The sequence below is a fragment of the Enterobacter cloacae complex sp. 402C9 genome (assembly GCF_050030745.1).
GTDB lineage: Bacteria > Pseudomonadota > Gammaproteobacteria > Enterobacterales > Enterobacteriaceae > Enterobacter > Enterobacter intestinihominis.
Window position 1 is genome coordinate 752,923 of record NZ_JBLGUW010000001.1, and the last position, 26,960, is coordinate 779,882.

The 26,960-nt window shown below is 55.7% G+C and carries 25 protein-coding genes; 15 read left to right on the plus strand and 10 right to left on the minus strand.

Annotated features, from left to right (window positions below):
* The first annotated feature begins 1 nt into the window (after window position 1).
* The 12 genes from murD to mutT all read left to right on the plus strand — a co-directional run bounded on the left by murD (window position 2) and on the right by mutT (window position 14,401).
* Complete coding sequence (gene murD, locus ACQG1K_RS03570) at window positions 2-1,318, plus strand: UDP-N-acetylmuramoyl-L-alanine--D-glutamate ligase (protein ID WP_023299321.1); 1,317 nt, start codon at window positions 2-4, stop codon at window positions 1,316-1,318.
* Window positions 1,318-2,562 (plus strand): cell division protein FtsW, encoded by a 1,245-nt coding sequence (ftsW, locus tag ACQG1K_RS03575; RefSeq protein ID WP_367074837.1) that lies wholly within the window; start codon window positions 1,318-1,320, stop codon window positions 2,560-2,562. Before murD ends, ftsW begins: the two co-directional genes overlap by 1 nt.
* The gene (gene murG / locus ACQG1K_RS03580) at window positions 2,559-3,623 is read left to right on the plus strand and encodes an undecaprenyldiphospho-muramoylpentapeptide beta-N-acetylglucosaminyltransferase (protein WP_426760310.1); all 1,065 of its coding nucleotides are present in this window, start codon (window positions 2,559-2,561) and stop codon (window positions 3,621-3,623) included. The genes ftsW and murG overlap by 4 nt, the downstream gene beginning before the upstream one ends.
* Window positions 3,624-3,682: 59 nt before the next feature.
* Window positions 3,683-5,158: a UDP-N-acetylmuramate--L-alanine ligase gene (gene murC, locus ACQG1K_RS03585; RefSeq protein ID WP_022647046.1), complete on the plus strand. Its 1,476-nt coding sequence runs from the start codon at window positions 3,683-3,685 to the stop codon at window positions 5,156-5,158.
* Complete coding sequence (locus tag ACQG1K_RS03590; protein ID WP_023330111.1) at window positions 5,151-6,071, plus strand: D-alanine--D-alanine ligase; 921 nt, start codon at window positions 5,151-5,153, stop codon at window positions 6,069-6,071. Before murC ends, ACQG1K_RS03590 begins: the two co-directional genes overlap by 8 nt.
* Before the next feature lies 1 nt (window position 6,072).
* Window positions 6,073-6,915 carry a cell division protein FtsQ gene (gene ftsQ, locus ACQG1K_RS03595; RefSeq protein WP_003856342.1) on the plus strand — a complete coding sequence of 281 codons (843 nt, stop codon included), beginning with the start codon at window positions 6,073-6,075 and terminating at the stop codon, window positions 6,913-6,915.
* Window positions 6,912-8,168, plus strand: coding sequence for a cell division protein FtsA (ftsA, locus tag ACQG1K_RS03600; protein WP_003856340.1), 1,257 nt, complete (start codon window positions 6,912-6,914; stop codon window positions 8,166-8,168). Before ftsQ ends, ftsA begins: the two co-directional genes overlap by 4 nt.
* Window positions 8,169-8,230: 62 nt before the next feature.
* A complete protein-coding gene (gene ftsZ / locus ACQG1K_RS03605; protein ID WP_022647048.1) occupies window positions 8,231-9,382 on the plus strand; it encodes a cell division protein FtsZ in 1,152 nt (383 codons plus the stop codon).
* Window positions 9,383-9,483: 101 nt separating this feature from the next.
* Window positions 9,484-10,401, plus strand: a complete 918-nt coding sequence (lpxC, locus tag ACQG1K_RS03610) for a UDP-3-O-acyl-N-acetylglucosamine deacetylase (protein ID WP_003856337.1) — start codon at window positions 9,484-9,486, stop codon at window positions 10,399-10,401.
* Window positions 10,402-10,682: 281 nt separating this feature from the next.
* Window positions 10,683-11,186, plus strand: a complete 504-nt coding sequence (gene secM / locus ACQG1K_RS03615; RefSeq protein ID WP_063150317.1) for a secA translation cis-regulator SecM — start codon at window positions 10,683-10,685, stop codon at window positions 11,184-11,186.
* Window positions 11,187-11,245: 59 nt separating this feature from the next.
* Window positions 11,246-13,951 (plus strand): preprotein translocase subunit SecA, encoded by a 2,706-nt coding sequence (gene secA / locus ACQG1K_RS03620; RefSeq protein ID WP_022647050.1) that lies wholly within the window; start codon window positions 11,246-11,248, stop codon window positions 13,949-13,951.
* A gap of 57 nt (window positions 13,952-14,008) precedes the next feature.
* Window positions 14,009-14,401, plus strand: a complete 393-nt coding sequence (gene mutT / locus ACQG1K_RS03625) for an 8-oxo-dGTP diphosphatase MutT (protein ID WP_032621758.1) — start codon at window positions 14,009-14,011, stop codon at window positions 14,399-14,401.
* Between the two features lie 34 nt (window positions 14,402-14,435).
* Here mutT and yacG read toward each other — a convergent pair whose 3' ends face one another.
* From yacG to coaE, 3 genes are read right to left on the minus strand one after another with little or no spacing between them, the layout of a single operon-like run.
* On the minus strand, window positions 14,436-14,630 hold the full coding sequence (yacG, locus tag ACQG1K_RS03630; protein ID WP_003856332.1) for a DNA gyrase inhibitor YacG: 195 nt from the start codon (window positions 14,628-14,630) through the stop codon (window positions 14,436-14,438).
* 9 nt (window positions 14,631-14,639) lie between these two features.
* Entirely contained in the window at window positions 14,640-15,383 is a 744-nt protein-coding gene (gene zapD, locus ACQG1K_RS03635) for a cell division protein ZapD (protein WP_022647052.1), read from the minus strand.
* Window positions 15,383-16,003 carry a dephospho-CoA kinase gene (gene coaE, locus ACQG1K_RS03640; RefSeq protein WP_032625491.1) on the minus strand — a complete coding sequence of 207 codons (621 nt, stop codon included), beginning with the start codon at window positions 16,001-16,003 and terminating at the stop codon, window positions 15,383-15,385. The genes zapD and coaE overlap by 1 nt, the downstream gene beginning before the upstream one ends.
* Window positions 16,004-16,231: 228 nt before the next feature.
* Between coaE and ACQG1K_RS03645 the strand changes: the two genes are divergently transcribed.
* On the plus strand, window positions 16,232-17,275 hold the full coding sequence (locus ACQG1K_RS03645) for a GMP reductase (RefSeq protein WP_022647054.1): 1,044 nt from the start codon (window positions 16,232-16,234) through the stop codon (window positions 17,273-17,275).
* Between the two features lie 33 nt (window positions 17,276-17,308).
* Here the strand turns inward: ACQG1K_RS03645 and hofC are convergent, their stop codons facing one another.
* The 4 genes from hofC to nadC form a co-directional block, all read right to left on the minus strand.
* Window positions 17,309-18,493: a protein transport protein HofC gene (gene hofC / locus ACQG1K_RS03650; RefSeq protein WP_367074831.1), complete on the minus strand. Its 1,185-nt coding sequence runs from the start codon at window positions 18,491-18,493 to the stop codon at window positions 17,309-17,311.
* Window positions 18,483-19,862 carry a type II secretion system protein GspE gene (gene gspE, locus ACQG1K_RS03655; protein ID WP_022647056.1) on the minus strand — a complete coding sequence of 460 codons (1,380 nt, stop codon included), beginning with the start codon at window positions 19,860-19,862 and terminating at the stop codon, window positions 18,483-18,485. Before gspE ends, hofC begins: the two co-directional genes overlap by 11 nt.
* 12 nt (window positions 19,863-19,874) lie before the next feature.
* Complete coding sequence (gene ppdD, locus ACQG1K_RS03660) at window positions 19,875-20,312, minus strand: prepilin peptidase-dependent pilin (RefSeq protein WP_165715723.1); 438 nt, start codon at window positions 20,310-20,312, stop codon at window positions 19,875-19,877.
* 174 nt (window positions 20,313-20,486) lie between these two features.
* Window positions 20,487-21,380: a carboxylating nicotinate-nucleotide diphosphorylase gene (nadC, locus tag ACQG1K_RS03665; RefSeq protein WP_022647058.1), complete on the minus strand. Its 894-nt coding sequence runs from the start codon at window positions 21,378-21,380 to the stop codon at window positions 20,487-20,489.
* Window positions 21,381-21,467: 87 nt separating this feature from the next.
* Here nadC and ampD point away from each other — a divergent pair, with 87 nt between their 5' ends.
* Together ampD and ampE are read left to right on the plus strand one after the other, a co-directional pair.
* Window positions 21,468-22,031 carry a 1,6-anhydro-N-acetylmuramyl-L-alanine amidase AmpD gene (ampD, locus tag ACQG1K_RS03670; protein WP_022647059.1) on the plus strand — a complete coding sequence of 188 codons (564 nt, stop codon included), beginning with the start codon at window positions 21,468-21,470 and terminating at the stop codon, window positions 22,029-22,031.
* Complete coding sequence (ampE, locus tag ACQG1K_RS03675) at window positions 22,028-22,882, plus strand: beta-lactamase regulator AmpE (RefSeq protein ID WP_023299333.1); 855 nt, start codon at window positions 22,028-22,030, stop codon at window positions 22,880-22,882. The genes ampD and ampE overlap by 4 nt, the downstream gene beginning before the upstream one ends.
* An 18-nt stretch (window positions 22,883-22,900) precedes the next feature.
* Here the strand turns inward: ampE and ACQG1K_RS03680 are convergent, their stop codons facing one another.
* From ACQG1K_RS03680 to aroP, 3 genes are all read right to left on the minus strand, one after another.
* Complete coding sequence (locus ACQG1K_RS03680) at window positions 22,901-23,851, minus strand: glycoside hydrolase family 43 protein (RefSeq protein WP_367074827.1); 951 nt, start codon at window positions 23,849-23,851, stop codon at window positions 22,901-22,903.
* A gap of 10 nt (window positions 23,852-23,861) precedes the next feature.
* A complete protein-coding gene (locus ACQG1K_RS03685) occupies window positions 23,862-25,259 on the minus strand; it encodes a glycoside-pentoside-hexuronide (GPH):cation symporter (protein ID WP_022647062.1) in 1,398 nt (465 codons plus the stop codon).
* A gap of 164 nt (window positions 25,260-25,423) precedes the next feature.
* Window positions 25,424-26,794, minus strand: coding sequence for an aromatic amino acid transporter AroP (gene aroP, locus ACQG1K_RS03690; protein WP_023299335.1), 1,371 nt, complete (start codon window positions 26,792-26,794; stop codon window positions 25,424-25,426).
* Window positions 26,795-26,960: the final 166 nt, after the last annotated feature.

Genomic DNA, 26,960 nt, shown 5'->3' on the forward strand with positions numbered 1-26,960 from the left:
CATGGCAGATTACCAGGGCAAAAAAGTCGTTATCATCGGGTTGGGCCTTACCGGCCTCTCCTGCGTGGACTTTTTCCTTGCGCGTGGCGTGACGCCGCGCGTGATGGATACGCGCGTCTCTCCGCCGGGTCTGGACAAGCTGCCGGAGCAGGTTGAACGCCACCTGGGTGGTCTGAATGATGAGTGGCTGCTGGTCGCCGATCTGATTGTTGCCAGCCCGGGCATGGCGCTGGCGCATCCTTCGCTGAGTGCCGCGGCGGATGCAGGCGTTGAGATTGTTGGCGATATCGAACTGTTCTGCCGGGAGGCGCAGGCCCCGATCGTTGCCATTACCGGTTCAAACGGTAAAAGCACCGTCACCACCCTGGTGGGTGAGATGGCGAAAGCGGCGGGCAAAAATGTCGGCGTGGGCGGTAACATTGGTCTGCCCGCGTTGATGCTGCTCGATAAAGGGTGTGAGCTGTTTGTACTTGAGCTTTCCAGCTTCCAGCTGGAAACCACTTCAAGCCTGCATGCGGCGGCGGCGACGATCCTTAATGTCACCGAAGATCATATGGACAGATACCCGTTCGGCTTGCAGCAGTACCGCGCGGCCAAGCTGCGTGTCTATGAAAATGCCAAAGTCTGCGTGGTGAATGCCGATGATGCACTCACCATGCCGGTGCGTGGCGCAGACGATCGCTGCATTAGCTTCGGTATTAACATGGGTGACTATCACCTTAACCGCCAGCAGGGCGAAACCTGGCTGCGGGTGAAAGGTGAGAAGGTGCTGAACGTGAAAGAGATGATGCTCTCCGGCCAGCATAACTACACCAACGCCCTGGCGGCGCTGGCGCTGGCGGATGCCGTTGGTCTGCCGCGATCTTCAAGCCTGAAGGCGCTGACCACCTTTACCGGCCTGGCTCACCGTTTTCAGCTGGCGCTGGAGCACAACGGCGTACGCTGGATTAACGATTCCAAAGCGACCAATGTGGGTAGCACCGAGGCGGCATTGAACGGTCTGCACGTTGAAGGCACACTGCATCTGCTGCTGGGCGGCGACGGTAAATCAGCCGATTTCTCCTCGCTGAAGCAGTACCTCAACGGTGATAACGTGCGCCTTTATTGCTTTGGCCGCGATGGCAGCGAGCTTGCGGCGTTGCGTCCTGAGGTCGCCGAACAAACCGAGACCATGGAACAGGCGATGCGCCTTATCGCCCCCCGCGTGAAGCCCGGCGATATGGTGCTGCTCTCGCCAGCCTGTGCCAGCCTCGATCAATTTAAGAATTTCGAACAGCGGGGCGATGTCTTTACCCGCCTGGCGAAGGAGTTAGGCTGATGCGTTTATCTCTCCCTCGCCTGAAAATGCCGCGTCTGCCAGGGGTTGGTATCCTGGTATGGCTGTTTACGGCGCTGAAAGGCTGGGTGATGGCTTCACGGGATAAAGATTCCGACAGCCTGATTATGTACGACCGCACGCTGTTCTGGCTCACGCTGGGGCTGGCTGCGACCGGCTTTATTATGGTCACCTCGGCGTCGATGCCTGTCGGACAGCGTCTGGCAAACGATCCGTTCCTGTTTGCCAAGCGTGACGGGCTGTACATCATTCTCGCGTTCTGCCTGGCAATGATCACCTTACGCCTGCCGATGTCGTTCTGGCAGCGGCACAGTACGGCCATGCTTATCGCCTCAATCATCATGCTGTTGATCGTTCTGGTCGTCGGGAGCTCCGTTAACGGGGCATCACGCTGGATCGCCTTTGGTCCGCTGCGTATTCAGCCTGCAGAGTTCACCAAGCTTTCGTTGTTCTGCTACCTGGCAAACTACCTGGTGCGTAAAGTCGACGAAGTTCGTAACAACCTGCGCGGCTTCTTAAAACCGATGGGCGTGATTCTGGTGCTTGCGATCCTGCTGCTGGCGCAGCCCGACCTCGGTACGGTAGTCGTACTGTTTGTCACTACGCTGGCGATGCTGTTCCTGGCGGGAGCAAAACTGTGGCAGTTCATTGCCATCATCGGGATGGGGATTTCGGCAGTGGTGCTGCTGATCCTCGCCGAACCATACCGTATCCGCCGTGTGACCTCGTTCTGGAACCCATGGGAAGATCCGTTCGGCAGCGGTTATCAGCTGACACAGTCGCTGATGGCGTTTGGCCGCGGCGAAGTCTGGGGCCAAGGCCTGGGCAACTCGGTGCAAAAACTGGAGTATTTACCGGAGGCGCATACCGACTTCATCTTCTCCATTATTGGGGAAGAACTGGGTTATATCGGTGTGGTATTGGCGCTATTAATGGTATTCTTCGTCGCTTTCCGCGCCATGTCGATTGGCCGTAAAGCGCTGGAGATCGATCACCGCTTCTCCGGTTTCCTGGCCTGCTCAATTGGTATCTGGTTTAGCTTCCAGGCACTGGTAAACGTTGGGGCCGCAGCGGGTATGCTGCCGACCAAAGGTCTGACGTTGCCGTTGATCAGTTATGGTGGTTCGAGTTTGTTGATCATGTCGACGGCCATCATGTTTTTGTTACGCATAGATTATGAAACGCGTCTGGAGAAAGCTCAGGCGTTTACACGAGGTTCACGATGAATCAACCGAAGCGGTTAATGGTGATGGCAGGCGGGACCGGCGGACACGTGTTCCCGGGACTGGCGGTTGCGCACCATTTAATGGAACAGGGCTGGCAGGTACGCTGGCTGGGAACCGCAGACCGCATGGAAGCCGACCTGGTACCTAAACACGGTATCGAGATCGACTTTATTCGTATTTCTGGTCTTCGTGGCAAAGGGATCAAGGCGCAGCTGCTGGCGCCGGTGCGCATTTTCAATGCCTGGCGTCAGGCGCGCGCCATTATGAAGCGTTTTAAGCCTGACGTCGTTCTGGGCATGGGCGGTTACGTTTCCGGTCCGGGCGGACTGGCGGCGTGGTCACTGGGCATCCCCGTTGTTCTGCATGAGCAGAACGGTATTGCCGGGTTGACCAACAAATGGCTGGCAAAAATCGCCACCAAAGTTATGCAGGCCTTCCCCGGGGCATTCCCGAAAGCGGATGTCGTAGGGAATCCGGTACGTGTGGACGTGCTGGCGCTGCCGCTGCCAGATACGCGTCTGGCGGGTCGCGAAGGGCCGGTGCGCGTGCTGGTCGTCGGCGGTTCCCAGGGCGCACGTATTTTAAACCAGACGATGCCGCAGGTTGCGGCAAAACTGGGTGATGCGGTGACCATCTGGCACCAGAGCGGGAAGGGCGCTCAGCAGAGCGTTGAGCAGGCTTACGCGCAGGAAGGTCAGCTGCAGCATAAAGTGACTGAATTTATTGATGATATGGCCGCAGCCTATGCCTGGGCCGATGTTGTGGTCTGTCGCTCGGGCGCGCTGACGGTGAGCGAAATCGCCGCCGCCGGTTTACCGGCGCTGTTTGTGCCGTTCCAGCACAAAGACCGACAGCAGTACTGGAATGCGCTGCCGCTTGAGAAAGCGGGCGCAGCGAAGATTTTTGAGCAGCCACAATTTACCGCTGATGCGGTCGCCACTACCCTGGCGGGCTGGAACCGGGATGTATTACTGGAGATGGCGCAACGCGCACGCGCGACCGCTATCCCGGATGCAACGGAACGGGTGGCAAAAGAAGTGAGCCTGGCAGCCCAGGCATAATTCTCGCAGTGCGTGTTGCGCTGCACGATTTTTTTGAAGTAGTCGATGGCGTTTAGAGAATGAATACACAACAACTGGCAAAACTGCGTTCTATCGTGCCCGAGATGCGTCGCGTCCGGCACATTCACTTTGTCGGCATCGGTGGTGCTGGCATGGGCGGTATTGCCGAAGTGTTAGCTAACGAAGGCTATCAGATCAGCGGGTCTGACCTGGCGCCAAACCCTGTTACGCAGCAGCTGGCGTCGCTGGGGGCGACTATCTATTTCAATCATCGCCCGGAAAACGTGAGCGATGCGAGCGTGGTTGTAGTGTCCAGCGCGATCTCCGCGGATAACCCGGAAATCGTTGCGGCGCATGAGGCGCGCATTCCGGTGATCCGTCGCGCGGAAATGCTGGCTGAACTGATGCGTTTCCGTCACGGCATTGCGGTGGCCGGTACGCACGGTAAAACCACAACAACAGCGATGGTCTCCAGCATTTATGCGGAAGCGGGTCTCGACCCAACGTTCGTTAACGGTGGTCTGGTGAAAGCCGCTGGCGTGCATGCGCGTCTGGGCCACAGCCGTTATCTGATTGCGGAAGCGGATGAAAGCGACGCGTCGTTCCTGCATTTGCAGCCGATGGTGGCTATCGTCACCAATATCGAAGCTGACCATATGGATACCTACCAGGGCGACTTCGAGAACTTAAAGCAGACCTTTATTAACTTCCTGCACAACCTGCCGTTCTATGGCCGTGCGGTGATGTGCGTGGACGACCCGGTGATCCGCGAGCTGCTGCCGCGCGTCGGGCGTCAAATTACCACCTACGGCTTCAGCGAAGACGCTGATGTACGCGTGGAAGATTATAAGCAGATAGGTGCGCAGGGACATTTCACCCTGGCACGCCAGGATAAAGAGCTCCTGCATGTCACCCTGAACGCGCCGGGACGTCACAATGCCCTGAATGCGGCGGCGGCGGTGGCTGTTGCAACGGAAGAAGGCATTGATGATGAGGCGATCCTGCGCGCGCTGGAAAGCTTCCAGGGAACGGGCCGTCGCTTCGACTTCCTGGGTGAGTTCCCACTGGAGCCAGTAAACGGTAAGCCAGGTTCTGCGATGCTGGTCGATGACTACGGTCACCATCCGACGGAGGTGGACGCAACCATCAAAGCGGCACGCGCGGGTTGGCCGGAAAAGAATCTGGTCATGATCTTCCAGCCGCACCGTTACACACGTACCCGCGATCTGTATGACGATTTTGCCAACGTCCTTTCGCAGGTCGATACCCTGCTGATGCTGGATGTTTATGCCGCGGGCGAAGCGCCGATTCCGGGCGCGGACAGTCGGTCTTTATGTCGTACCATCCGCGGACGCGGTAAAGTGGACCCTATCCTGGTCCCCGACCCGGTGCAGGTAGCTGAAATGCTTGCCCCGGTCCTGACGGGTAACGATCTGATCCTGATTCAGGGTGCGGGAAATATCGGCAAAATCGCCCGTACCTTAGCTGAAATCAAACTGAAGCCGCAAACTCAGGAGGACGAGCGTCATGGCTGATAAGATTGCGGTCCTGTTTGGCGGCACTTCCGCCGAACGCGAGGTTTCTCTGAATTCGGGCGCTGCCGTGCTGGCGGGCCTGCGTGAAGGTGGTGTGGACGCGCATCCGGTTGATCCGAAAGAGGTGGACGTTACGCAGCTGAAAGCGATGGGCTTCGATAAAGCCTTTATCGCGTTGCATGGCCGCGGCGGTGAAGACGGCACGTTGCAGGGGCTGCTGGAGCTGATCGGTATGCCGTACACCGGCAGCGGCGTGATGGCATCCGCCATCTCCATGGATAAACTGCGCAGCAAACTGCTGTGGCAGGGGGCGGGTCTGCCCGTTGCGCCATGGGTTGCACTGACGCGCCGTGAATTTGAATTGGGCTTGTCGGACAGCGTTAATACACGCATTGCGGCACTGGGCTTACCGGTTATTGTGAAGCCTAGCCGTGAAGGGTCGAGTGTGGGAATGTCCAAAGTTGATAAAGCTGTAGATTTGGCTGACGCTTTAGCACTGGCATTTCAACATGATGAAGAAGTTCTGATTGAAAAATGGCTTAGCGGGCCGGAATTTACCGTCGCGATGCTTGGTGAAGAAATTTTACCGTCAATTCGCATCCAACCCGCCGGAGTCTTCTATGATTATGAGGCGAAGTATCTCTCTGATGAGACGCAATATTTCTGCCCAGCTGGTCTTGAAGCACAACGTGAAGCGGAATTACAGTCTCTGGTGCTTAAAGCCTGGAATGTTTTGGGATGCCGAGGCTGGGGACGAATTGATGTGATGCTTGACGGTGACGGGCAATTTTATCTGCTGGAAGCAAACACGTCTCCGGGTATGACCAGCCATAGCCTTGTGCCGATGGCGGCGCGTCAGGCGGGAATGAGCTTCTCGCAATTAGTCGTACGTATTCTGGACCAGGCGGGCTGATATGTCTCAGGCTGCGTTGAACACGCGCAACCGCGATGACGAAGAAGAATATTCTTCTTCGCGCCGGAGTAATGGAACGCGTCTTGCAGGGATTATCTTCCTGCTCGGGGTGCTGTGCACCGTGTTTATCAGCGGCTGGATGGTGCTGGGCTGGATGGAAGACGCACAGCGGTTGCCGCTGTCGAAGCTGGTAGTGACCGGAGAGCGTCACTACACGCGTAACGATGACATTCGCCAGTCAATTCTGGCGCTGGGGTCGCCTGGCACCTTTATGACGCAGGACGTCAACATTATCCAGAGTCAGATTGAACGTCTGCCGTGGATAAAACAGGCGAGTGTCAGAAAGCAATGGCCTGATGAATTGAAGATTCATCTGGTTGAATATGTGCCGATTGCGCGTTGGAATGATCAGCATATGGTTGACGTAGACGGAAATTCGTTCAGCGTCCCGAGCGATCGTGTCAACAAGCAGAATTTACCGATGTTGTATGGCCCGGAAGGCAGCGAAAACGAAGTATTGCAGGGTTTTCGTGAGATGGGGCAGGTGCTGGCTAAGGATCGCTTTACGTTAAAAGATGCTGCGATGACGGCGCGCCGTTCCTGGCAGCTGACCTTAACGAATGGCATTAAGCTCAATCTTGGCCGCGGCGACACAATGAAACGTCTGGCGCGTTTTGTAGAACTTTACCCGGTTTTACAGCAGCAGGCGCAGACGGATGGCAAACGGATAAGCTACGTTGATTTGCGCTATGACTCAGGCGCAGCAGTCGGTTGGGAGCCGGCTCCGGTCGAGGAACCTAATCAGCAACAAAATCAGGCACAGGTACAGGCAGAACAACAATGATCAAGTCGACGGACAGAAAATTGGTAGTAGGACTGGAGATTGGCACCGCGAAGGTTGCCGCTTTGGTAGGGGAAGTTCTGCCCGACGGTATGGTCAATATCATTGGCGTGGGCAGCTGCCCTTCCCGTGGTATGGATAAAGGTGGGGTAAACGACCTTGAGTCGGTGGTGAAATGCGTTCAGCGCGCCATCGACCAGGCTGAATTGATGGCAGATTGCCAGATTTCCTCTGTCTATCTGGCTCTTTCTGGTAAGCACATCAGCTGCCAGAATGAAATCGGTATGGTGCCGATTTCTGAAGAAGAAGTGACGCAGGAAGACGTTGAGAACGTTGTCCACACGGCGAAATCTGTGCGTGTTCGCGACGAGCACCGTGTGCTGCATGTGATCCCGCAAGAATACGCGATCGACTACCAGGAAGGTATCAAGAATCCGGTCGGTCTGTCGGGCGTACGTATGCAGGCAAAAGTGCACCTGATCACATGTCACAACGATATGGCGAAGAACATTGTAAAAGCCGTTGAACGTTGTGGCCTGAAAGTTGACCAACTAATTTTCGCCGGACTTGCCGCGAGCTATTCCGTGCTGACCGAAGACGAACGTGAACTGGGCGTCTGTGTGGTCGATATTGGTGGTGGTACAATGGACATGGCTGTCTATACCGGCGGTGCGTTGCGCCACACCAAAGTGATCCCGTACGCCGGGAATGTGGTGACCAGCGATATCGCTTACGCCTTTGGTACGCCACCGAGCGATGCAGAGGCGATTAAAGTGCGCCACGGTTGCGCGCTGGGCTCTATCGTCGGCAAAGACGAGAGCGTTGAAGTGCCGAGCGTAGGCGGTCGACCGCCGCGCAGCCTGCAACGCCAGACGCTGGCAGAGGTAATTGAGCCGCGTTATACCGAGCTGCTCAACCTGGTCAACGAAGAGATTTTGCAGTTACAGGAACAGCTTCGCCAGCAGGGTGTGAAACATCATCTCGCAGCGGGGATTGTATTAACCGGCGGGGCAGCGCAAATTGAAGGTCTTGCGGCCTGCGCTCAGCGCGTGTTCCATACGCAGGTGCGTATTGGTGCGCCGCTGAATATCACCGGTTTAACGGATTATGCTCAGGAGCCGTACTATTCAACGGCGGTGGGCCTGCTGCACTACGGGAAAGAATCCCATTTAAGTGGTGAGGCAGAGGTGGAAAAACGCGTCTCGGTGGGGTCGTGGGTCAAACGACTTAACACCTGGTTGCGAAAAGAATTTTAATTTTTTAAGAGACCGGAGAGAATTAGCGGTCTCGGGCGACAGGCACAACGGAGAGAGAGATTATGTTTGAACCTATGGAATTAACCAACGACGCGGTGATTAAAGTCATCGGCGTCGGTGGCGGCGGCGGTAACGCCGTAGAGCACATGGTGCGCGAGCGCATCGAAGGTGTTGAATTCTTCGCGGTGAACACCGATGCGCAGGCGCTGCGTAAAACGGCTGTTGGCCAGACGATTCAGATCGGTGGTGGCATCACCAAAGGTCTGGGAGCAGGGGCTAACCCGGAAGTGGGCCGCAACGCGGCTGAAGAAGATCGTGAAGCGCTGCGCGCTGCACTGGACGGTGCAGACATGGTCTTCATCGCAGCGGGTATGGGTGGCGGTACAGGTACCGGTGCAGCACCCGTTGTGGCGGAAGTCGCTAAAGATTTAGGTATTCTGACCGTTGCTGTCGTGACCAAGCCTTTTAACTTTGAAGGTAAGAAGCGTATGGCTTTCGCGGAGCAGGGTATCACCGAGCTGTCCAAGCACGTGGACTCTCTGATTACCATTCCGAACGACAAGCTGCTGAAAGTGCTGGGTCGCGGTATCTCTCTGCTGGACGCCTTTGGCGCGGCAAACGACGTGCTGAAAGGCGCGGTTCAGGGTATTGCTGAACTGATTACCCGTCCTGGCCTGATGAACGTTGACTTTGCAGACGTTCGCACCGTGATGTCCGAGATGGGCTATGCGATGATGGGCTCTGGCGTGGCGAGCGGTGAAGACCGTGCGGAAGAAGCCGCTGAAATGGCGATCTCTTCTCCACTGCTGGAAGATATCGATCTGTCTGGCGCGCGCGGCGTGCTGGTCAACATTACCGCTGGCTTTGACCTGCGTCTGGATGAGTTCGAAACCGTGGGTAACACCATCCGTGCATTCGCCTCTGACAACGCTACCGTTGTTATCGGCACGTCCCTTGACCCGGAAATGAACGACGAACTGCGTGTGACTGTTGTGGCCACCGGTATCGGTATGGACAAGCGTCCTGAGATCACCCTCGTGACCAACAAACAGACTCAGCAGCCGGTGATGGATCGTTACCAGCAGCACGGTATGTCGCCTCTGACTCAGGAGCAAAAACCGGCTGCGAAAGTGGTGAACGACCCGACTCCACAAACGGCAAAAGAGCCAGATTATCTGGATATCCCGGCGTTCCTGCGTAAGCAAGCTGACTAAGAATTGGCTGGAATTTGGGGATTTGCGCTCTTTGTGCTAAACTGGCCCACCGTTAGTGATATACACTCTCGGTTGGATAGTTAATTTGGCGAGATTATACGATGATCAAACAAAGGACACTTAAACGTATCGTTCAGGCGACGGGTGTCGGTTTACATACCGGCAAGAAAGTCACACTGACGTTACGCCCTGCGCCGGCCAATACCGGGGTCATCTATCGTCGCACCGACTTGAATCCACCGGTAGATTTTCCGGCCGATGCCAAATCTGTGCGTGATACTATGCTCTGTACTTGTCTGGTGAACGAGCATGACGTGCGGATTTCTACCGTAGAGCACCTGAACGCCGCCCTGGCGGGTCTGGGTATCGACAACATTATGGTTGAAGTCGATGCGCCAGAAATCCCGATCATGGACGGGAGTGCTGCTCCGTTCGTTTATTTGTTGCTGGATGCCGGCATCGAAGAACTGAACTGCGCGAAGAAATTTGTTCGCATTAAAGAGACCGTTCGCGTCGAAGATGGCGACAAATGGGCTGAATTCAAACCGTACAATGGTTTCTCGTTGGACTTCACCATCGATTTTAACCATCCGGCGATTGACTCCAGCACCCAGCGCTATGCGATGAACTTCTCTGCGGATGCGTTCATGCGTCAGATCAGCCGAGCACGTACCTTCGGCTTTATGCGTGATATCGAATATCTGCAATCCCGCGGCCTGTGCCTGGGCGGCAGCTTCGATTGTGCCATCGTTGTTGACGATTATCGCGTACTGAACGAAGACGGTCTGCGTTTTGAAGATGAATTTGTTCGTCACAAAATGCTGGACGCGATCGGCGACCTCTTCATGTGTGGTCACAACATCATTGGTGCCTTTACCGCGTTTAAATCCGGTCATGCACTGAACAACAAACTGTTGCAGGCCGTCCTGGCAAAACAGGAAGCCTGGGAATATGTGACCTTCGAAGACGAAGCTGAACTGCCGCTGGCGTTCAAAGCCCCGACTATGGTCCTGGCGTAACGGTTAAAGCCGTTTCGTAAGAAAAGCGACTGGTTCACCTGGTACTCTCTCCGACCAGGGAAGCCAGTCGTTTTTATTTCTGCCCTTTCTGGATTTGTCTCTCTCACCCCCTGGCCTGTGTTGGGTGCCAAATAACGGTGTGTTCGCTGCATTAATGACCGTTTTTACCTGCTGCAAGGTGTCATTCCTGCTGTCGTGTATTGGCTTTAGTGGTAATATCTGGGCGCTAAAAAAGAATAACTGAACTCAGCCTGCACTGGCGGGCGAACGTGGTGGAGCAAGTGAGCGGAATATTGACGCGCTGGCGACAATTTGGCAGACGTTACTTCTGGCCGCATCTCTTATTGGGGATGGTCGCGGCGAGTCTCGGCTTGCCTGTGCTCAGCAACAGCGCAGACGCGGCAACCCCAGCACGTTCCACGACGACCAAGCACGATCTCACCACGCGGGTTAACTTCACTAATCTCGCATGGCTTGAAGCCAGCCGTCGTCCCAATTTCTCCGTTGATTACTGGCAGCAACACGCGATTCGCACGGTTATTCGCCATCTGTCGTTCGCGATGGCGCCGCAGACGATGCCTGTTGCTGAAGAAACGCTGCCGGTCCAGGCTCAGCACCTTGCTCTGCTCGATACGCTCAATGCGCTTCTGACGCAGGACAACCAGCCGCCTGTGACCGTGAGTCAGACGGCGCAAACTGCTTTTGTTTCCCCCGCATCCTTCTCTGTTTCGACCTGGATTAGCCAGGTTCACGGCATCCGTGCCGGGCCTCAACGCTTCAGCTAAATTAACCCTTTTTCAATACCTTAATTTATCTGCCCGACTGGGGCGTTTGAGATTTTATTATGCTAATCAAATTGTTAACCAAAGTTTTTGGTAGTCGTAACGATCGTACCCTGCGCCGCATGCGCAAAGCTGTGAACGTCATCAACGGTATGGAACCGGCGATGGAGAAGCTCTCTGATGATGAACTGAAAGCAAAAACCGCGGAGTTCCGTGCGCGTCTGGAGAAAGGCGAAACCTTAGAAAGCCTGATCCCGGAAGCCTTTGCCGTAGTACGTGAGGCCAGTAAACGCGTGTTCGGCATGCGTCACTTCGACGTGCAGCTGCTGGGCGGGATGGTGCTCAACGAGCGCTGCATCGCGGAAATGCGTACCGGTGAAGGTAAAACCCTGACTGCAACGCTGCCGGCTTACCTGAATGCGCTGACGGGTAAGGGCGTTCACGTTGTTACCGTCAACGACTATCTGGCGCAACGCGACGCCGAAAATAACCGTCCACTGTTCGAATTCCTCGGCATGACCGTGGGCATTAACATGTCCGGCCTGCCGGCACCTGCGAAGCGTGAAGCCTACAACGCGGACATCACCTACGGCACCAACAACGAATACGGCTTCGACTACCTGCGTGACAACATGGCGTTCAGCCCTGAAGAGCGCGTCCAGCGTAAACTGCACTATGCGCTGGTGGATGAGGTTGACTCCATTCTGATCGATGAAGCGCGTACCCCGCTGATCATCTCCGGCCCGGCCGAAGACAGCTCCGAGATGTACCGTAAAGTCGACAAAATCATTCCACACCTGCTGCGTCAGGAGAAAGAAGACTCCGATACTTTCCAGGGTGAAGGTCACTTCTCCGTGGATGAAAAAGCGCGTCAGGTCAACCTGACCGAACGCGGCCTGGTGAAAATCGAAGAGCTGCTGGTGGCTGAAGGCATTATGGAAGAGGGCGAGTCTCTGTACTCCCCGAGCAACATTATGCTGATGCACCACGTAACGGCTGCACTGCGCGCGCACGCCCTGTTCACCCGCGACGTTGACTACATCGTTAAAGACGGTGAAGTCATCATCGTCGATGAACACACCGGTCGTACCATGCAGGGACGTCGCTGGTCCGATGGTCTGCACCAGGCCGTGGAAGCGAAAGAAGGCGTGGATATTCAGAACGAAAACCAGACGCTGGCCTCCATCACCTTCCAGAACTACTTCCGTCTGTACGAGAAGCTGGCGGGGATGACCGGTACCGCAGATACCGAAGCGTTTGAGTTTAGCTCCATCTATAAGCTGGATACCGTGGTAGTACCAACCAACCGTCCAATGATCCGTAAGGATATGCCGGACCTGGTATACATGACCGAAGCGGAAAAAATCCAGGCGATCATCGAAGATATTCGCGATCGTACCGCGAAGGGCCAGCCGGTTCTGGTGGGGACCATCTCCATCGAGAAATCTGAAGTGGTGTCTAACGAGTTGACCAAGGCGGGCATCAAGCACAACGTGCTGAACGCCAAGTTCCACGCTAAAGAAGCAGATATCGTTGCGCAGGCGGGTTACCCGGCTGCCGTAACCATCGCTACCAACATGGCGGGTCGTGGTACCGATATTATGCTCGGCGGTAGCTGGCAGGCCGAAGTGGCCGAGCTGGAAAACCCAACCCCGGAGCAAATCGCGCAGATCAAAGCCGACTGGCAGGTGCGTCACGACGCGGTGCTGGCATCCGGTGGTCTGCACATCATTGGTACCGAGCGTCATGAATCTCGTCGTATCGATAACCAGCTGCGCGGTCGTGCGGGCCGTCAGGGTGATGCCGGTTCTTCCCGCTTCTATCTGTCCATGGAAGATGCGCTGATGCGTATTTTTGCCTCTGACCGTGTGTCCGGCATGATGCGTAAACTGGGCATGAAACCTGGCGAAGCGATCGAGCACCCGTGGGTTACCAAAGCGATTGCCAACGCCCAGCGTAAAGTAGAAAGCCGCAACTTCGACATTCGTAAGCAACTGCTGGAATATGATGACGTTGCCAACGACCAGCGTCGTGCAATCTATACCCAGCGTAACGAACTGCTGGACGTGTCCGACGTGAGCGAAACCATTAACAGCATTCGCGAAGATGTGTTCAAAGCCACTATCGACGCGCACATTCCACCGCAGTCTCTGGAAGAGATGTGGGATATCGAAGGCCTGCAGGAACGTCTGAAAAACGACTTCGACCTCGAACTGCCAATCAAAGAGTGGCTGGACAAAGAGCCTGAGCTGCACGAAGAGACCCTGCGCGAGCGTATCTACGAAACCGCGCTGGACGTCTACAAGCGTAAGGAAGAAGTGGTTGGCGCTGAGATGATGCGTCACTTCGAGAAAGGCGTAATGTTGCAGACCCTGGACTCCCTGTGGAAAGAGCACCTGGCGGCAATGGACTACCTGCGTCAGGGTATCCACCTGCGTGGTTATGCGCAGAAAGATCCGAAGCAGGAGTACAAGCGTGAATCCTTCTCCATGTTTGCTGCCATGCTGGAGTCGCTGAAGTATGAAGTCATCAGCACTCTGAGCAAAGTTCAGGTGCGTATGCCGGAAGAAGTGGAAGCGATGGAGCAGCAGCGTCGTGAAGAAGCTGAGCGTCTGGCACAGATGCAGCAGCTGAGTCATCAGACCGATGAGAGCGAAGCCGCAGCGGCAATCGCAGCGCAGACGGGCGATCGTAAAGTCGGTCGTAACGATCCGTGCCCATGCGGTTCCGGCAAAAAATACAAGGCGTGCCACGGCCGCCTGAGCTAAGAACATAACAAACCGAAAAGGCGCAGATATCTGCGCCTTTTTTATGGACGTGACATGATGAAAACACTGCAAATTGCTGTCGGGATCATTCGCAACCCGCAAAACCAGATCTTCATTACCCAACGTGCCGCCGATGCGCATATGGCCAACAAATGGGAATTCCCCGGCGGGAAAATCGAATCAGGTGAAACGCCGGAGCAGGCGCTGGTGCGTGAGCTTCAGGAAGAGGTGGGGATCACCCCGCTTGACGCAACGCTGTTCGATAAGCTGGAGTACCAGTTTCCGGACAGGCACATCACGCTCTGGTTCTGGCTGGTGGAAAACTGGGAAGGTGAGCCATGGGGAAAAGAGGGGCAGCCGGGTAACTGGATTGAGCTTCAGGCCAGCGATGCGGAAAAATTCCCGCCTGCCAATGAGCCTGTGATCCTCCGGCTGGTCGCACAACCGTAGGCCTGCTAAGCGAAGCGCCAGCAGGCTTTTAATGTTACTGCTGGTTTTCGCTCCAGTCATCGCTATCCGAGAGATCGCCTTCGCTCGGAATGCGTTTCTCTTCCGCCGCCCATTCGCCCAGGTCTATAAGTTGACAGCGTTTGCAGCAGAATGGGCGAAATGGACTCACTTCTCCCCAGACGACAGTTTTCCCACAGGTTGGGCAGTTTACGGTGGTTACGTCAGACATCGGCACTCCTTAACAACAGGCCAGTTCAAAATCGAGGCGTTCCGGCACGGTGCCATGCTCACTGTCCAGCGGCATAAAGCGGATCGCGAAACGGCTTTTATGTCCGGAAATTTGCGGGTAAAGCTGCTCGCCAAGAGAGAGATTCAAACGCAGAAGATCGGCGTCGTCGCCGTTATCCTGATAAAAACCGTTGAGACTGGTCTGCTTGCGGAACGGGGCAGAGTTACGCACAAGATCGAGGATCAGGGATAACGTTTGATTCATCGGCTCCAGACTGCCCATCCAGCTGTTCACCTGGCGATCGCGCTGTTCCTGCGGCATGTGCAGCCACATATGCAGCGTTGGAAGGTCAAAGCTACAGCAACCGCCCGGTATGCTCAGACGCTGACGCACCAGCGCAATCAGACGGTCCTCGCGTAAAAATTGTCCAACGCGCGGCGCGGCCATCAGCGTCGCGCTGCTGTTTTTTAGCTGCTGGCGTAAAGCGTCAATTCGACTTTTATCTACGCCCGGTACTTCGGCCCAGGCCTGTAATTTACGCTGCTGGCGCTCCAGCTCTTTCAACAGCTCAGTGCGGACATCGCCGCGTTCAATCACATCCAGCAGATCGCCCACGTTGCGGAAAAAATGCAGCGCGGTGGCATGATCGTTGACGGGCAGATGTTGTGAAAGTTGTTGAATAAGAAATTCTATGCGTAGCCAGGTACGCATTTTTTCGTTAAGCGGATGCTCAAAAAGGATATGAGTCGACATTATGGTTTTTCCTGTGCAACGGCCTGCGCGGCGAAGGTCAGATACTTCGCGTGCAGACGAGCAACATCCGATGCAATGGCATCTGGTGCGCCGTTATTATCAATAACATCATCCGCAACGGCGAGGCGCGCTTCGCGCGTGGCCTGTGCGGCAAGAATTTGTTCAGCATGCTCGCGTGAAACATGGTCACGCGCCATGGTTCTCTGGATTTGCGTTTCGCGGGAAACGTCAATCACCAGCGTTCTGTCTGCTTTATTTTGAAGCTGATTTTCCACCAGTAACGGGATCACCCACAACACATAGGGCGAACTGGCTGCGGCAATCTGACGCTGAGTTTCCTGGTGGATAATGGGGTGGAGCAGGGCATTAAGCCAGGCTTTTTCCGCCGGATCGGAAAATATGCACTCACGCAGCTGCCGACGATTCAGGGTGCCGTCAGCCTGTATCACACGGCGACCAAAATGCGCTTCGATGGCGTTTAAGGCGGGTGTATTGGGTTCTACCACCTGACGGGCAATGATATCGGCGTCGATAATCGTGATGCCGAGACGAGCAAACGCGTGCGCAACGGTGCTTTTACCACTACCGATGCCGCCGGTTAATGCGACGATATACCCCATTAAATCAGATCCTGGGAATTATTCAGTTTTAAAATCAGTTGCTTAAAATTCAAACTTACAACAGCCAATGTTTAGCTCTCTTTACCCGCTTTTTACCAGGTAAATTTATAGGATTGTAGCGTAAAAAAAGAGAATTTCGCAGTCTTGCGGAGCAGGTATTAGTGCGTATGATAGCGTCACTGGAGTTGTGCTTTTAATATATTTGCCTCTAACCCCAGGAATCCGCACATGCGTATTGAAGAAGATCTGAAGTTAGGTTTCAAAGACGTTCTTATCCGCCCTAAACGCTCTACACTGAAAAGTCGCTCAGACGTTGAACTCGAACGTCAATTCACCTTTAAGCATTCCGGTCAGACGTGGTCTGGCGTGCCGATTATCGCGGCCAACATGGACACCGTCGGGACCTTCGAGATGGCGACCGCGCTGGCGCAATTCGACATCCTTACTGCGGTACATAAACACTACAGCCCTGAGGAGTGGAATGCGTTTGTCGCCTCCGCCTCGGCTGACGTGGTGAAGCATGTGATGGTCTCGACCGGTACGTCTGATGCAGATTTCGAGAAAACCAAACAGATCCTGAACGCCAATCCGGCGCTGAATTTTGTCTGCATTGACGTGGCAAATGGTTATTCCGAGCATTTCGTCCAGTTCGTCAGCAAGGCGCGTGAAGCCTGGCCAACCAAAACCATCATCGCGGGCAACGTGGTGACCGGTGAAATGTGTGAAGAGCTGATCCTCTCCGGGGCCGACATTGTGAAAGTAGGCATTGGCCCGGGGTCCGTTTGCACCACGCGCGTGAAAACCGGTGTGGGTTATCCACAGCTGTCTGCGGTAATTGAATGCGCTGACGCCGCGCACGGTCTGGGCGGCCAGATCATCAGCGACGGTGGCTGCACCATGCCAGGCGATGTGGCGAAAGCCTTCGGCGGCGGCGCGGACTTCGTGATGCTCGGCGGCATGCTGGCCGGCCACGAAGAGAGCGGCGGTACCGTGGTGGAAGAGAACGGTGAGAAATTCATGCTGTTCTACGGAATGAGCTCTGAATCTGCGATGACCCGTCACGTGGGTGGTGTCGCGAAATACCGTGCGGCGGAAGGTAAAACCGTGAAGCTGCCACTGCGCGGCCCGGTCGAAAACACGGCGCGCGATATCCTCGGCGGTCTGCGTTCTGCCTGCACCTACGTGGGGGCTTCCCGCCTGAAAGAGCTGACTAAACGCACGACGTTTATCCGCGTTCAGGAGCAGGAAAACCGCGTATTTAATAGCCTCTGACGGCTACGGCTGGCGCGCGTCCGTGCGCCAGCATTACCCCGCGCTCATTGCATCCCCCAGATGGAAAATTGGCAGATACATCGCCACCACCAGCGTGCCAATAATCAGACCTGTCACGACCAGTAGCAAAGGCTCAAGAAGCGCCGCCAGATTGTCTGCCTGCTGGAATGTCTGTTCCGTATGATGGCGGGCCAGATTCATCAGCATCACATCCAGTGAACCCGACACTTCTCCGGTGCGAATGAGCTGAATACACAGTGGTGTAAAAACAGAGGCCTTCTGGAAGGAGGACCACACGGGCATCCCCTGTTCGATATCGCTGCGTATCTCACGGAGTTTCTCCTGCCAATAGCCACTCTCAACGGTCTCCTCCACACTCTCCACTCCTTGTAAAAAAGCAATTCCAGCCTGCTGGGTTAATGACAGCACGGTAAAAATTTGCCCCAGTTTTTGCCCACGCATCAGCGTGCCCATCACCGGTACATGTAACAGGACGTACTGCCAGCGCGGATGCCGCCGCAGCTTACAGGCGATGACAACCATTGCCACGAGCAGGGCCAAAAGGGTGAGCATATGCGCCTGAACCAGGGCCGCCAGCCCCATGACTGCCTGCGTGAGCAAAGGGAGCGGGGTGTTGAACGTTTTGTAGATTGCAGCAAACTCAGGCAAAACCAGCGTGACCATCGCCAGCACCACGAAAACGGCCAGCGTCAGGATGATCAGCGGATAGCGCAGCGCTTTCTTCACCTTTGCACTGAGCTGCTGCTGGGATTTTTGTTGCTGCGCAAGCTGACGGCAGCAGGCTTCGAGCTTACCCGTCAGCTCACCCGTCTTCACCATCGAGACATAAAGGGGGCTAAACACCTCTGGCCATTTCTTCATGGCCTCTGACAGGGCACAACCTTCGCTCAGGTCATCAGCAAGACTGTGCAGCAGCGCCTGCCAGTGCTTCAAAGGATGCTGTTCCGCCAGCATGTGCAGGCTTTGGGACAGCGTAAGTCCGGCCTGTAGCAGCGTGGCGAGCTGGCGAAAAATATCGTAGCAGTGTTGCACCTGCCATCGGTGTCGCTGCTGGCAGCGTTTTAGCGCCAGCGGGTGCAGCTGTTTAAGCACCAGAGCCGTGTAAGCTGCGTTACGGTCGATGGCCCAGAGGGTGCCGGTTTGCACCTCCCCCTCGGTGGTCAGGGCACGCCAGCGCCAGAGCGAATTAGCAGCCATCGGGCATTCCCAGGACGCGCAACAGCTCTTCGAGCGTGGTCAGCCCTTGCTCCACGGCCATGCAGCCATGCTCAAACAAAGATGTCATTCCCGCCTGACGTGCGCTGGACCCAATCACCTCCGTGCTTGCTCCGCTGGCGATGGCCTGCCGCAGCGTGTCGTCGATGACGAGCACTTCAAAAATGGCTACGCGACCATAAAAACCGTGGTAGCAGCGCTCGCAACCGGTGGGTTGCCAGCGAGGAAGCGGCCGGGGCCACAGCGTGCGAGGTAATTCGGTGTGGCGGCTGGCTTCCTGTCGGCAGTACGGGCATAAACGACGCACCAGCCGCTGGGCAATCACCATCGAGAGCGCCGAAGAGATCATCCAGCGCGCGACGCCCATCTGTTGCAGCCGTACCAGCGTTTCAGTCGTCGAATTAGTATGGAGGGTGGACAGCACCAGATGCCCGGTTTGCGCCGCCTTAATGGCAATTTCTGCCGTTTCGCCGTCACGAATTTCACCCACCATAATGATGTCAGGATCCTGCCTGAGCAGGGCACGCAGCACGCTCTGGAAGGTCAGCCCCGCGCGCGGATTAATCTGCGTCTGGTTTAAGCCTGCAAGCGGGATTTCAACGGGATCTTCCACGCTGCAAATATTAACGTCAGGGGTATTTCGCGCCTGTAACGCGCTGTACAGCGTCACCGTTTTCCCGCTACCGGTCGGGCCGGTGACCAGAATCAACCCCTGAGGGCTGTTAAGCGCCCCGGCAAAACGGGCCTGCTGGTCTGCACTCATCCCCAGCAGTTCAAGCTCCAGTGCCTGCTGCACCTGGTGAAGCAGACGAAGCACGATTTTTTCTCCACCGCTACAGGGAAGGGTTGCGATACGAAAAGAGACGGGGACGCTTGCCAGCTCCACCGTAAACTGACCGTCCTGCGGCAGGCGGCGCTCCGCAATATCCAGTTGGCCCAGCACCTTCAGGCGTGCGGCAAGCGTCGTACCGAGGGCGGCGGAAACCGGCGGTTGCGGGTAGAGAACACCGTCGATTCGCAAACGGATCTGGTAGCCGTGCTCCGTCGGTTCAATATGGATGTCAGAAGCCCGCTGGTTCACTGCCTGCTGCAACGTTGTACTGAGCACGTCAGCGGCTGAGTTTGGCACTATTCCCGGCAGGTGTGATGATGAGAGGGACTGAAGCCGTTTTTCCATCCGTTCGGCCGTCCAGCACTCAATATCAATACGTTTCTGCGTGGCGAAGCGTAACGCTTCCATCAGCTCAGAGGCAGGATTACCCACCACCGCAATGCTGATCATCTCGGTGTCGCTTGCGAGTAGCAGTGCGTGATGGCGCTGACAGAGCGTCATAAGCTGTTCGGTGTTCATTGTCCACTCCTGTCAGTTGTTGTCGAAGCGGAAAACATCTTCACAGGCTTGTCTGAGCGCCGTGTCGGACGCAATGTTGCAGGCGCGCGTCCAGCCCGTCATACCGTTACCGTCGCTCCAGATCGGTGTCATGAGCACTTCAAGTCCGTTAAGACTCTCCTGTCCTGTTAACGATACGATCCCCTTCGCCACGCTCATCGCTGAAACGTAACGCGTGGTAGTCGGGGAGGGGATACCATTGGTTCCTGCGTCGCAGCGATCCACACCACCACGATCCAGGGCGCAAAGCTCAATAGCGGTGCGGTAGGGAATGAACGTTTGAAGCATATCGGTGAGCGCTGCTTTTCGCAGGTAGTTCTGATAGGCCGGGATGCCAATCGCGCTCAGGATGGCAATAATGCCAATGACCACCATTAGCTCAATCAGGGTAAATCCTTGTTGTCTGTTCATATCTGCTCCTTACGTTAAGTGGCGCTACTGTGGCAGTACCGGCGCGCAGAAACGAGGGGCAAAAGCGCGAACGTGAAAGGGCTTTCAGGGAAATGATTCAGTGTTGCAGAGAAGGACAGCGTAATTGCGAGCGGTTTCGTATTTCCCCTCTCCGGGCGGAGAGGGGAAGATCAGTTATTTGAAGCGCATCGAGAGGTCCAGGGCACGTACGTGCTTGGTCAGGGCGCCAACGGAGATATAATCGACGCCGGTTTCAGCAAATTCGCGGAGGGTGTCGAACGTCACGTTGCCGGACACCTCAAGCTGCGCCTGGCCGTTTGTGCGTTTGACCGCTTCACGCATCTGCTCCGTGTCGAAGTTATCGAGCATGATGATGTCAGCCCCCGCTTTAATGGCCTCGTCCAGCTCATCCAGCGTTTCCACTTCCACTTCGACCGGCACATCCGGATGCAGCCAGAAGGCTTTTTCCACGGCCTGACGTACCGAGCCAGAGGCAATAATGTGGTTCTCTTTGATCAGGAAGGCATCGGATAGCCCCAGACGATGGTTGGCGCCACCGCCGCAGAGCACGGCGTATTTCAGCGCGGTGCGCAGGCCCGGCAGGGTTTTACGGGTATCCAGCAGCTGCGTGCGGGTGCCTGCCAGCAGGTCAACGTAGCGGCGTACTTCACTGGCAACGCCAGAGAGCGTTTGCACAAAATTGAGCGCGGTGCGTTCACCGGTCAGCAAGACGCGGGACGGGCCGTCCAGCTCGAACAGTGGCTGATTTGCAGTGACCGCATCACCGTCCTCAACGTGCCATGTTACCTGCACCTCGTCGCCCGCCAGCTGGGTAAAGACCTCCTCAACCCAGCGTTTGCCGCAGAAAACCCCCGCTTCGCGGGTGATGACTACCGCGTGCGACCGTGTCTCTTTTGGCAACAATTGGGCGGTAATATCGTTATCGGCGCTGACGTCACCGCCGAGGTCTTCTCTCAGGGCATGGGCAACGCTTGCCGGGATATCACTATTAATACGTTCCAGAAGCGCGTCACGTCGGTGGTCGGGGTTATAGCGGCGAGGCGGCATGATAAAACTCCAAATTGGTAACGAATCATAATATTGAAACATGCTACTCTGAACCGAGTAACAGCACCATAGATAAGGAGTTCCAGCATGTTGTTAGAAAACGGATGGCTGGTGGACGCGCGACATGTACCGTCGCCGCACCACGATTGCCGCCCGGAGGATGAAAAGCCCACACTGCTGGTGGTTCACAACATAAGTCTCCCGCCAGGTGAGTTTGGCGGTCCGTGGATCGACGCGTTATTCACAGGAACGATAGATCCCGATGCTCATCCTTACTTTGCTGAGATTGCGCATTTGCGCGTATCGGCGCACTGCCTGATCCGCCGTGATGGCGAAGTGGTTCAGTATGTTCCTTTTGATAAGCGAGCCTGGCATGCCGGCGTGTCGATGTATCAGGGGCGCGAACGGTGCAATGATTTCTCCATTGGAATTGAACTGGAAGGAACGGACACCACGCCTTACACCGATGCGCAATATCAGAAACTGGTTGCTGTGACGCAAACTTTAGTGGGGCTTTATCCCGCCATTGCAGACAATATTACGGGGCACAGCGACATCGCCCCCGAAAGAAAAACCGACCCCGGCCCGGCGTTTGACTGGTCCCGGTTTCACGCCATGCTTACCACGTCGTCAGATAAGGAGATAACATGACGTTGTTTACCATGCTGCTGGTTATGATCGCCGAACGCCTGTTTAAGCTCGGCGAGCACTGGCATCTGGATCATCGGCTGGAAGTGTTATTCCGCCGGATCAGGCATTTTTCCATGCTACGCACGCTGCTTATGACGGCAGGTGTGATGGTGATTACGTTCCTGTTGCTACGCTCACTTTACGGCCTCTTTTTCAACGTGCCGCTGCTGGTGGTATGGATACTGCTGGGCGTGTTGTGTATTGGCGCGGGCAAGGTGCGTTTGCACTATCACGCGTATCTGAAAGCTGCTTCCCGGGATGATGTCCACGCGCGCGGCGCGATGGCGAGCGAGCTGACGATGATCCACGGCGTACCGCCGGACTGCGATGAACGCGAATTTCTGCGCGAGCTACAAAACGCGCTGCTGTGGATTAACTTCCGTTACTACCTGGCGCCGCTGTTCTGGTTTGTGGTGGGCGGTCCATGGGGACCAGTACTGCTGATGGGCTATGCTTTTCTGCGCGCCTGGCAGACCTGGCTTGCCCGCTACCTTACGCCGCATGAACGTCTCCAGTCCGGCATTGATGCCATTCTGCACGTGCTCGACTGGCTTCCGGTGCGACTGGTCGGCGTGGTCTATGCCCTCATCGGTCACGGTGAAAAGGCGTTGCCAGCGTGGTTTGCCTCCCTTGCAGACCGCCATACCGCGCAGTATCAGGTCTTAACCCGACTGGCTCAATTCTCGCTGGCTCGCGAGCCGCACACGAACAAAGTCGAAACGCCTAAAGCTGCCGTCTCGATGGCGAAAAAAACGTCGTTTGTGGTGGTGGTGATTGTGGCGTTGCTGACGATTTACGGCACGCTGGTCTGACCCAGCGCGCCGAAGCCGTTACAGCGTATCCGCAGGCGGGATGCCGAAATCAGGCATCCCGTTGCCGTCCCAGCGGACGAGCTTCAGGCGAGTGTGGCGATTCGGATCGTAAAGCGGATCGCCTTCAATTTCAGTGTAGTTTCGCGCGTGGTAGACCAGCACATCGTCGCCTTCCGGCGTCTGCGTAAAGCTGTTATGGCCTGGTCCATACTGACGGTTTTCGTAGCTGGTGACGAACACCGGGCGCGGGGATTTATGCCAGTTAGTCGGGTTTTGCGGATCGGCATCTACGTCTATCCACAGTAATCCCATGCAGTAATTCTCGTCGGTGGCGCTGGCGGAATAGCTGATAAATAGCTTATCGCCATGGAACAGCACCGCCGGGCCTTCGTTGACCCAGAATCCGCGGCACTCCCAGTCATATTCCGGTTTACTGAGCATCACCGGCTCGCCTTTCAGCGTCCACGGATTTTCCATTTCACACAGGTAAAGATTGGAGTTACCGGAAATGTCCGGGGCTTTTTGCGCCCACAGATACCAGCGTTTGCCCTGATGCACAAAGGTAGTGGCATCCAGCGCGAAGGTGTCAAACGGGGTTTTGATTTGCCCTTTTTCCACCCATGTACCGGTGAGCGGATCGCGATCTGCGCATTCAATGGCGAACATGCGATGCTGGAACATCCCGAGTTCGTCGAGCGCCTGGGTATGTGTGGCGGCAAAGTAGATGTACCACTTGCCGTCGATATGATGCAGTTCCGGTGCCCAGATCAGCTGGCTCATCGGGCCGGTGTCGGGCTTGCGCCAGACAACTACCTCTTCGGCATTGCCTAAATCTTCCAGCGAGTCCGCGCGGCGGATCGCCAGCCGGTCATACTCCGGCACGGAGGCGATAAAGTAATATTGTCCTTCGTGGCGCAGGATATACGGGTCGGCGCGTTGTTCAATAAACGGGTTTGGCCAGGTTTGCATTCGGCTTTCCTTATTTAGTCTCAGCGGCTTTAAATTCCTGATAGTCGCTCAGTTCACGATAGTTGGTGCGACGCTTCTCCAGATCGGACTGGATTTGCTTCATGGTCTCACGGTCCACTTTCAGCAGACGTACAACGCCCGCGGTAATTAAATATCCAATGCCAGGGATGACGGTAAAGAGCAGCACAATGCCGTTGATGGCATCCGCGCTCTGCGCTTTTGCGCCCGCGTCATAACCGTACCAGGAGAGCAGGAAGCCAACCATCGCCCCGGCAATCGCCAGACCCAGCTTCAGGAAGAAGATGTTGCCGGAGAAGCTGATCCCGGTGATACGTTTCCCGGTTTTCCATTCACCGTAGTCGTCCACGTCGGCCATCAGTGACCAGTGCAGAGGGGATGGGATCTGGTGCAGGATATTCAGCAGGACGTAAAGCACAACAATGGTTGTCGTCGCTTTCGGGTCGAAGAAGTAGAAGGCGCAGGAGAAAATCGCCAGCGCGATGTTGGTCCAGAAGAAGACCTTCAGCTTGCACCAGCGGTCGGTCAGCACTTTCGCCAGCATACTACCGAACATCATGCCGACAACGCCCAGGCTGATAAACAGCGTGGCGAAATGGGTGCTTTGCCCCATTACCCAGGTGACGTAATACATGGTGGCCGCCATGCGGATAAAGCCCGGGCAGACGTTGCAGAGCGTCAGAAGCAGAATGCGCACCCACTGGTCATTCTTCCACACATCCTTCAGGTCGTTTTTCAGTTCGTCATGGGTTTGTACCGCCGGGCGAACGCGCTCGCGCACCGTGGCGAAGCAGAACAGGAACATGCAGGTACCAATCAGCGCCAGCACGGTCATCGCCATCTGGTAGCCTTTGGCTTTGTTATCCCCACCGAACCAGTCGGCCATTGGCAGGAGCGTAAGCGACAGCAGCAGCGTGGCGATACCGACCATAACAAAACGATAGGACTGGCAGGCAACGCGCTCTTTCGGGTCGTTGGTGATCACGCCACCGAGCGAGCAGTACGGAATGTTGATGGCGGTATAGGTCAGCGACAGCAGGAAGTAGGTGACAAATGCATAGATAACTTTGCTGTTATAGCTCCACTCTGGGGTGGTGAACATCAGGATGCTGAACAGCGCATAGGGGAAGGCAATCCACAGTAGCCATGGACGAAATCGGCCATATTTGCTGCGGGTACGGTCGGCAATCGCGCCCATGATTGGGTCCGTTACGGCGTCAATCACGCGAACGGACAGCAGCAGTACCCCAACCAGCGCAGGCGCCAGACCAAAAATATCCGTATAAAAATAGTTAACAAATAACATGATGGCGCCAAAGATAATGTTGCATCCGGCGTCACCCATGCCATAGCCGATCTTTTCTTTTACTGACAGTTTGTTGTTATCCATCGACAGATCTCCGGGTTTCGGTATGGAGAGAATTATTCGCTGGCAAACGGATATATGCGTTGCAATATAAGGGCGGTGATATGGAGGATTTTGCTGTTGGCGTGAATTTGTGAGGAAGGTAACAAGACGCTGTACCCGCAACCGCGGGTACAGCGAGAAAACACTTAGTGCGCTTTCACCGTTTTGGCGTTTTTCTGTTTCACCATATAGCCCACGCCGAGGATCGCAATCCACACCGGGATGAGGTAGACGGAAATCGCCATGCCTGGCGTGATGAGCATGATGACCAGCACGGCCGCCATGAACAGCAGGCAAACCCAGTTCCCCAGCGGATAGAGCAGGGCAGGGAAGCGCGTGGTTACGCCCTGCTGCTGCTTGGCGCGGCGGAACTTGATGTGCGCGAGGCTAATCATCGCCCAGTTGATCACCAGCGCGGAAACCACCAACGCCATCAGCAGGCCGAAGGCCGATTCCGGTGCCAGGTAGTTAATCAGAACGCAAAGCGCCGTCACGACCGCCGACACGATAATGGTGTTAACCGGTACGCCACGTTTATCAACGGTAAGCAGCGCTTTCGGTGCGTTGCCCTGTTGCGCCAGGCCGAACAGCATACGGCTGTTGCAGTAAACGCAGCTGTTATAAACAGAGAGCGCGGCGGTCAGCACTACGACGTTAAGCGCGTTCGCCACGAAGGTGTCGCCCAGCTCGTGGAAGATCAGCACAAACGGGCTGGTATCCGCCGTGACGCGTGTCCATGGCAGCAGGGAGAGCAGGACCGCCAGGGAGCCCACGTAGAAGATCAGAATACGGTAGATAACCTGATTTGTGGCTTTCGGGATGCTCTGCTCCGGGTTGTCGGCTTCCGCGGCGGTGATGCCCACCAGCTCCAGACCGCCGAAGGAGAACATAATGATCGCCATCATCATTACCAGGCCGGTCATGCCGTGCGGCAGGAACCCGCCCTGTTCCCAGAGGTTGCGCACGGTTGCCTGCGGGCCACCGTTGCCGCTGAAGAGCAGCCAGCCGCCAAAAATGATCATCGCTACAACGGCAATTACTTTGATAATGGCGAACCAGAACTCCATTTCCCCAAACACTTTCACGTTGGTCAGGTTAATGGCGTTGATCAGCACGAAGAAGACTGCCGCAGACGCCCAGGTGGGGATCTCCGGGTACCAGAATTGAATGTATTTACCGACGGCGGTGAGTTCCGCCATAGCAACCAGCACGTAAAGAACCCAGTAGTTCCATCCAGAGGCGAAGCCCGCAAAGCTGCCCCAGTATTTATAGGCAAAGTGGCTAAAAGAGCCTGCAACCGGCTCCTCAACGACCATTTCCCCTAACTGGCGCATAATCAAAAACGCAATGAAACCTGCAATCGCGTAACCCAGAATGATGCCCGGACCGGCCGACTGGATAACGGACGCACTGCCCAGAAACAGGCCAGTACCAATAGCACCGCCCAGGGCGATGAGCTGAATATGGCGGTTTTTAAGGCCGCGCTTTAGCTGATCGCCATGCTGTTGAGCTTCCATTTGAAACCTCGTGTGTGGTTGTTATGTTCACGCTGTGCGTGTGTAATTATGAAAGTCCATATTCTGTATTTATTTCTTTACGGCTAACGATACCGAAAAAAAGCGGAGATGGCTTCCGTTAGCGCCAGAATAGTGGTAAGTGCCAGCGAATGCACCTGCTTTATGA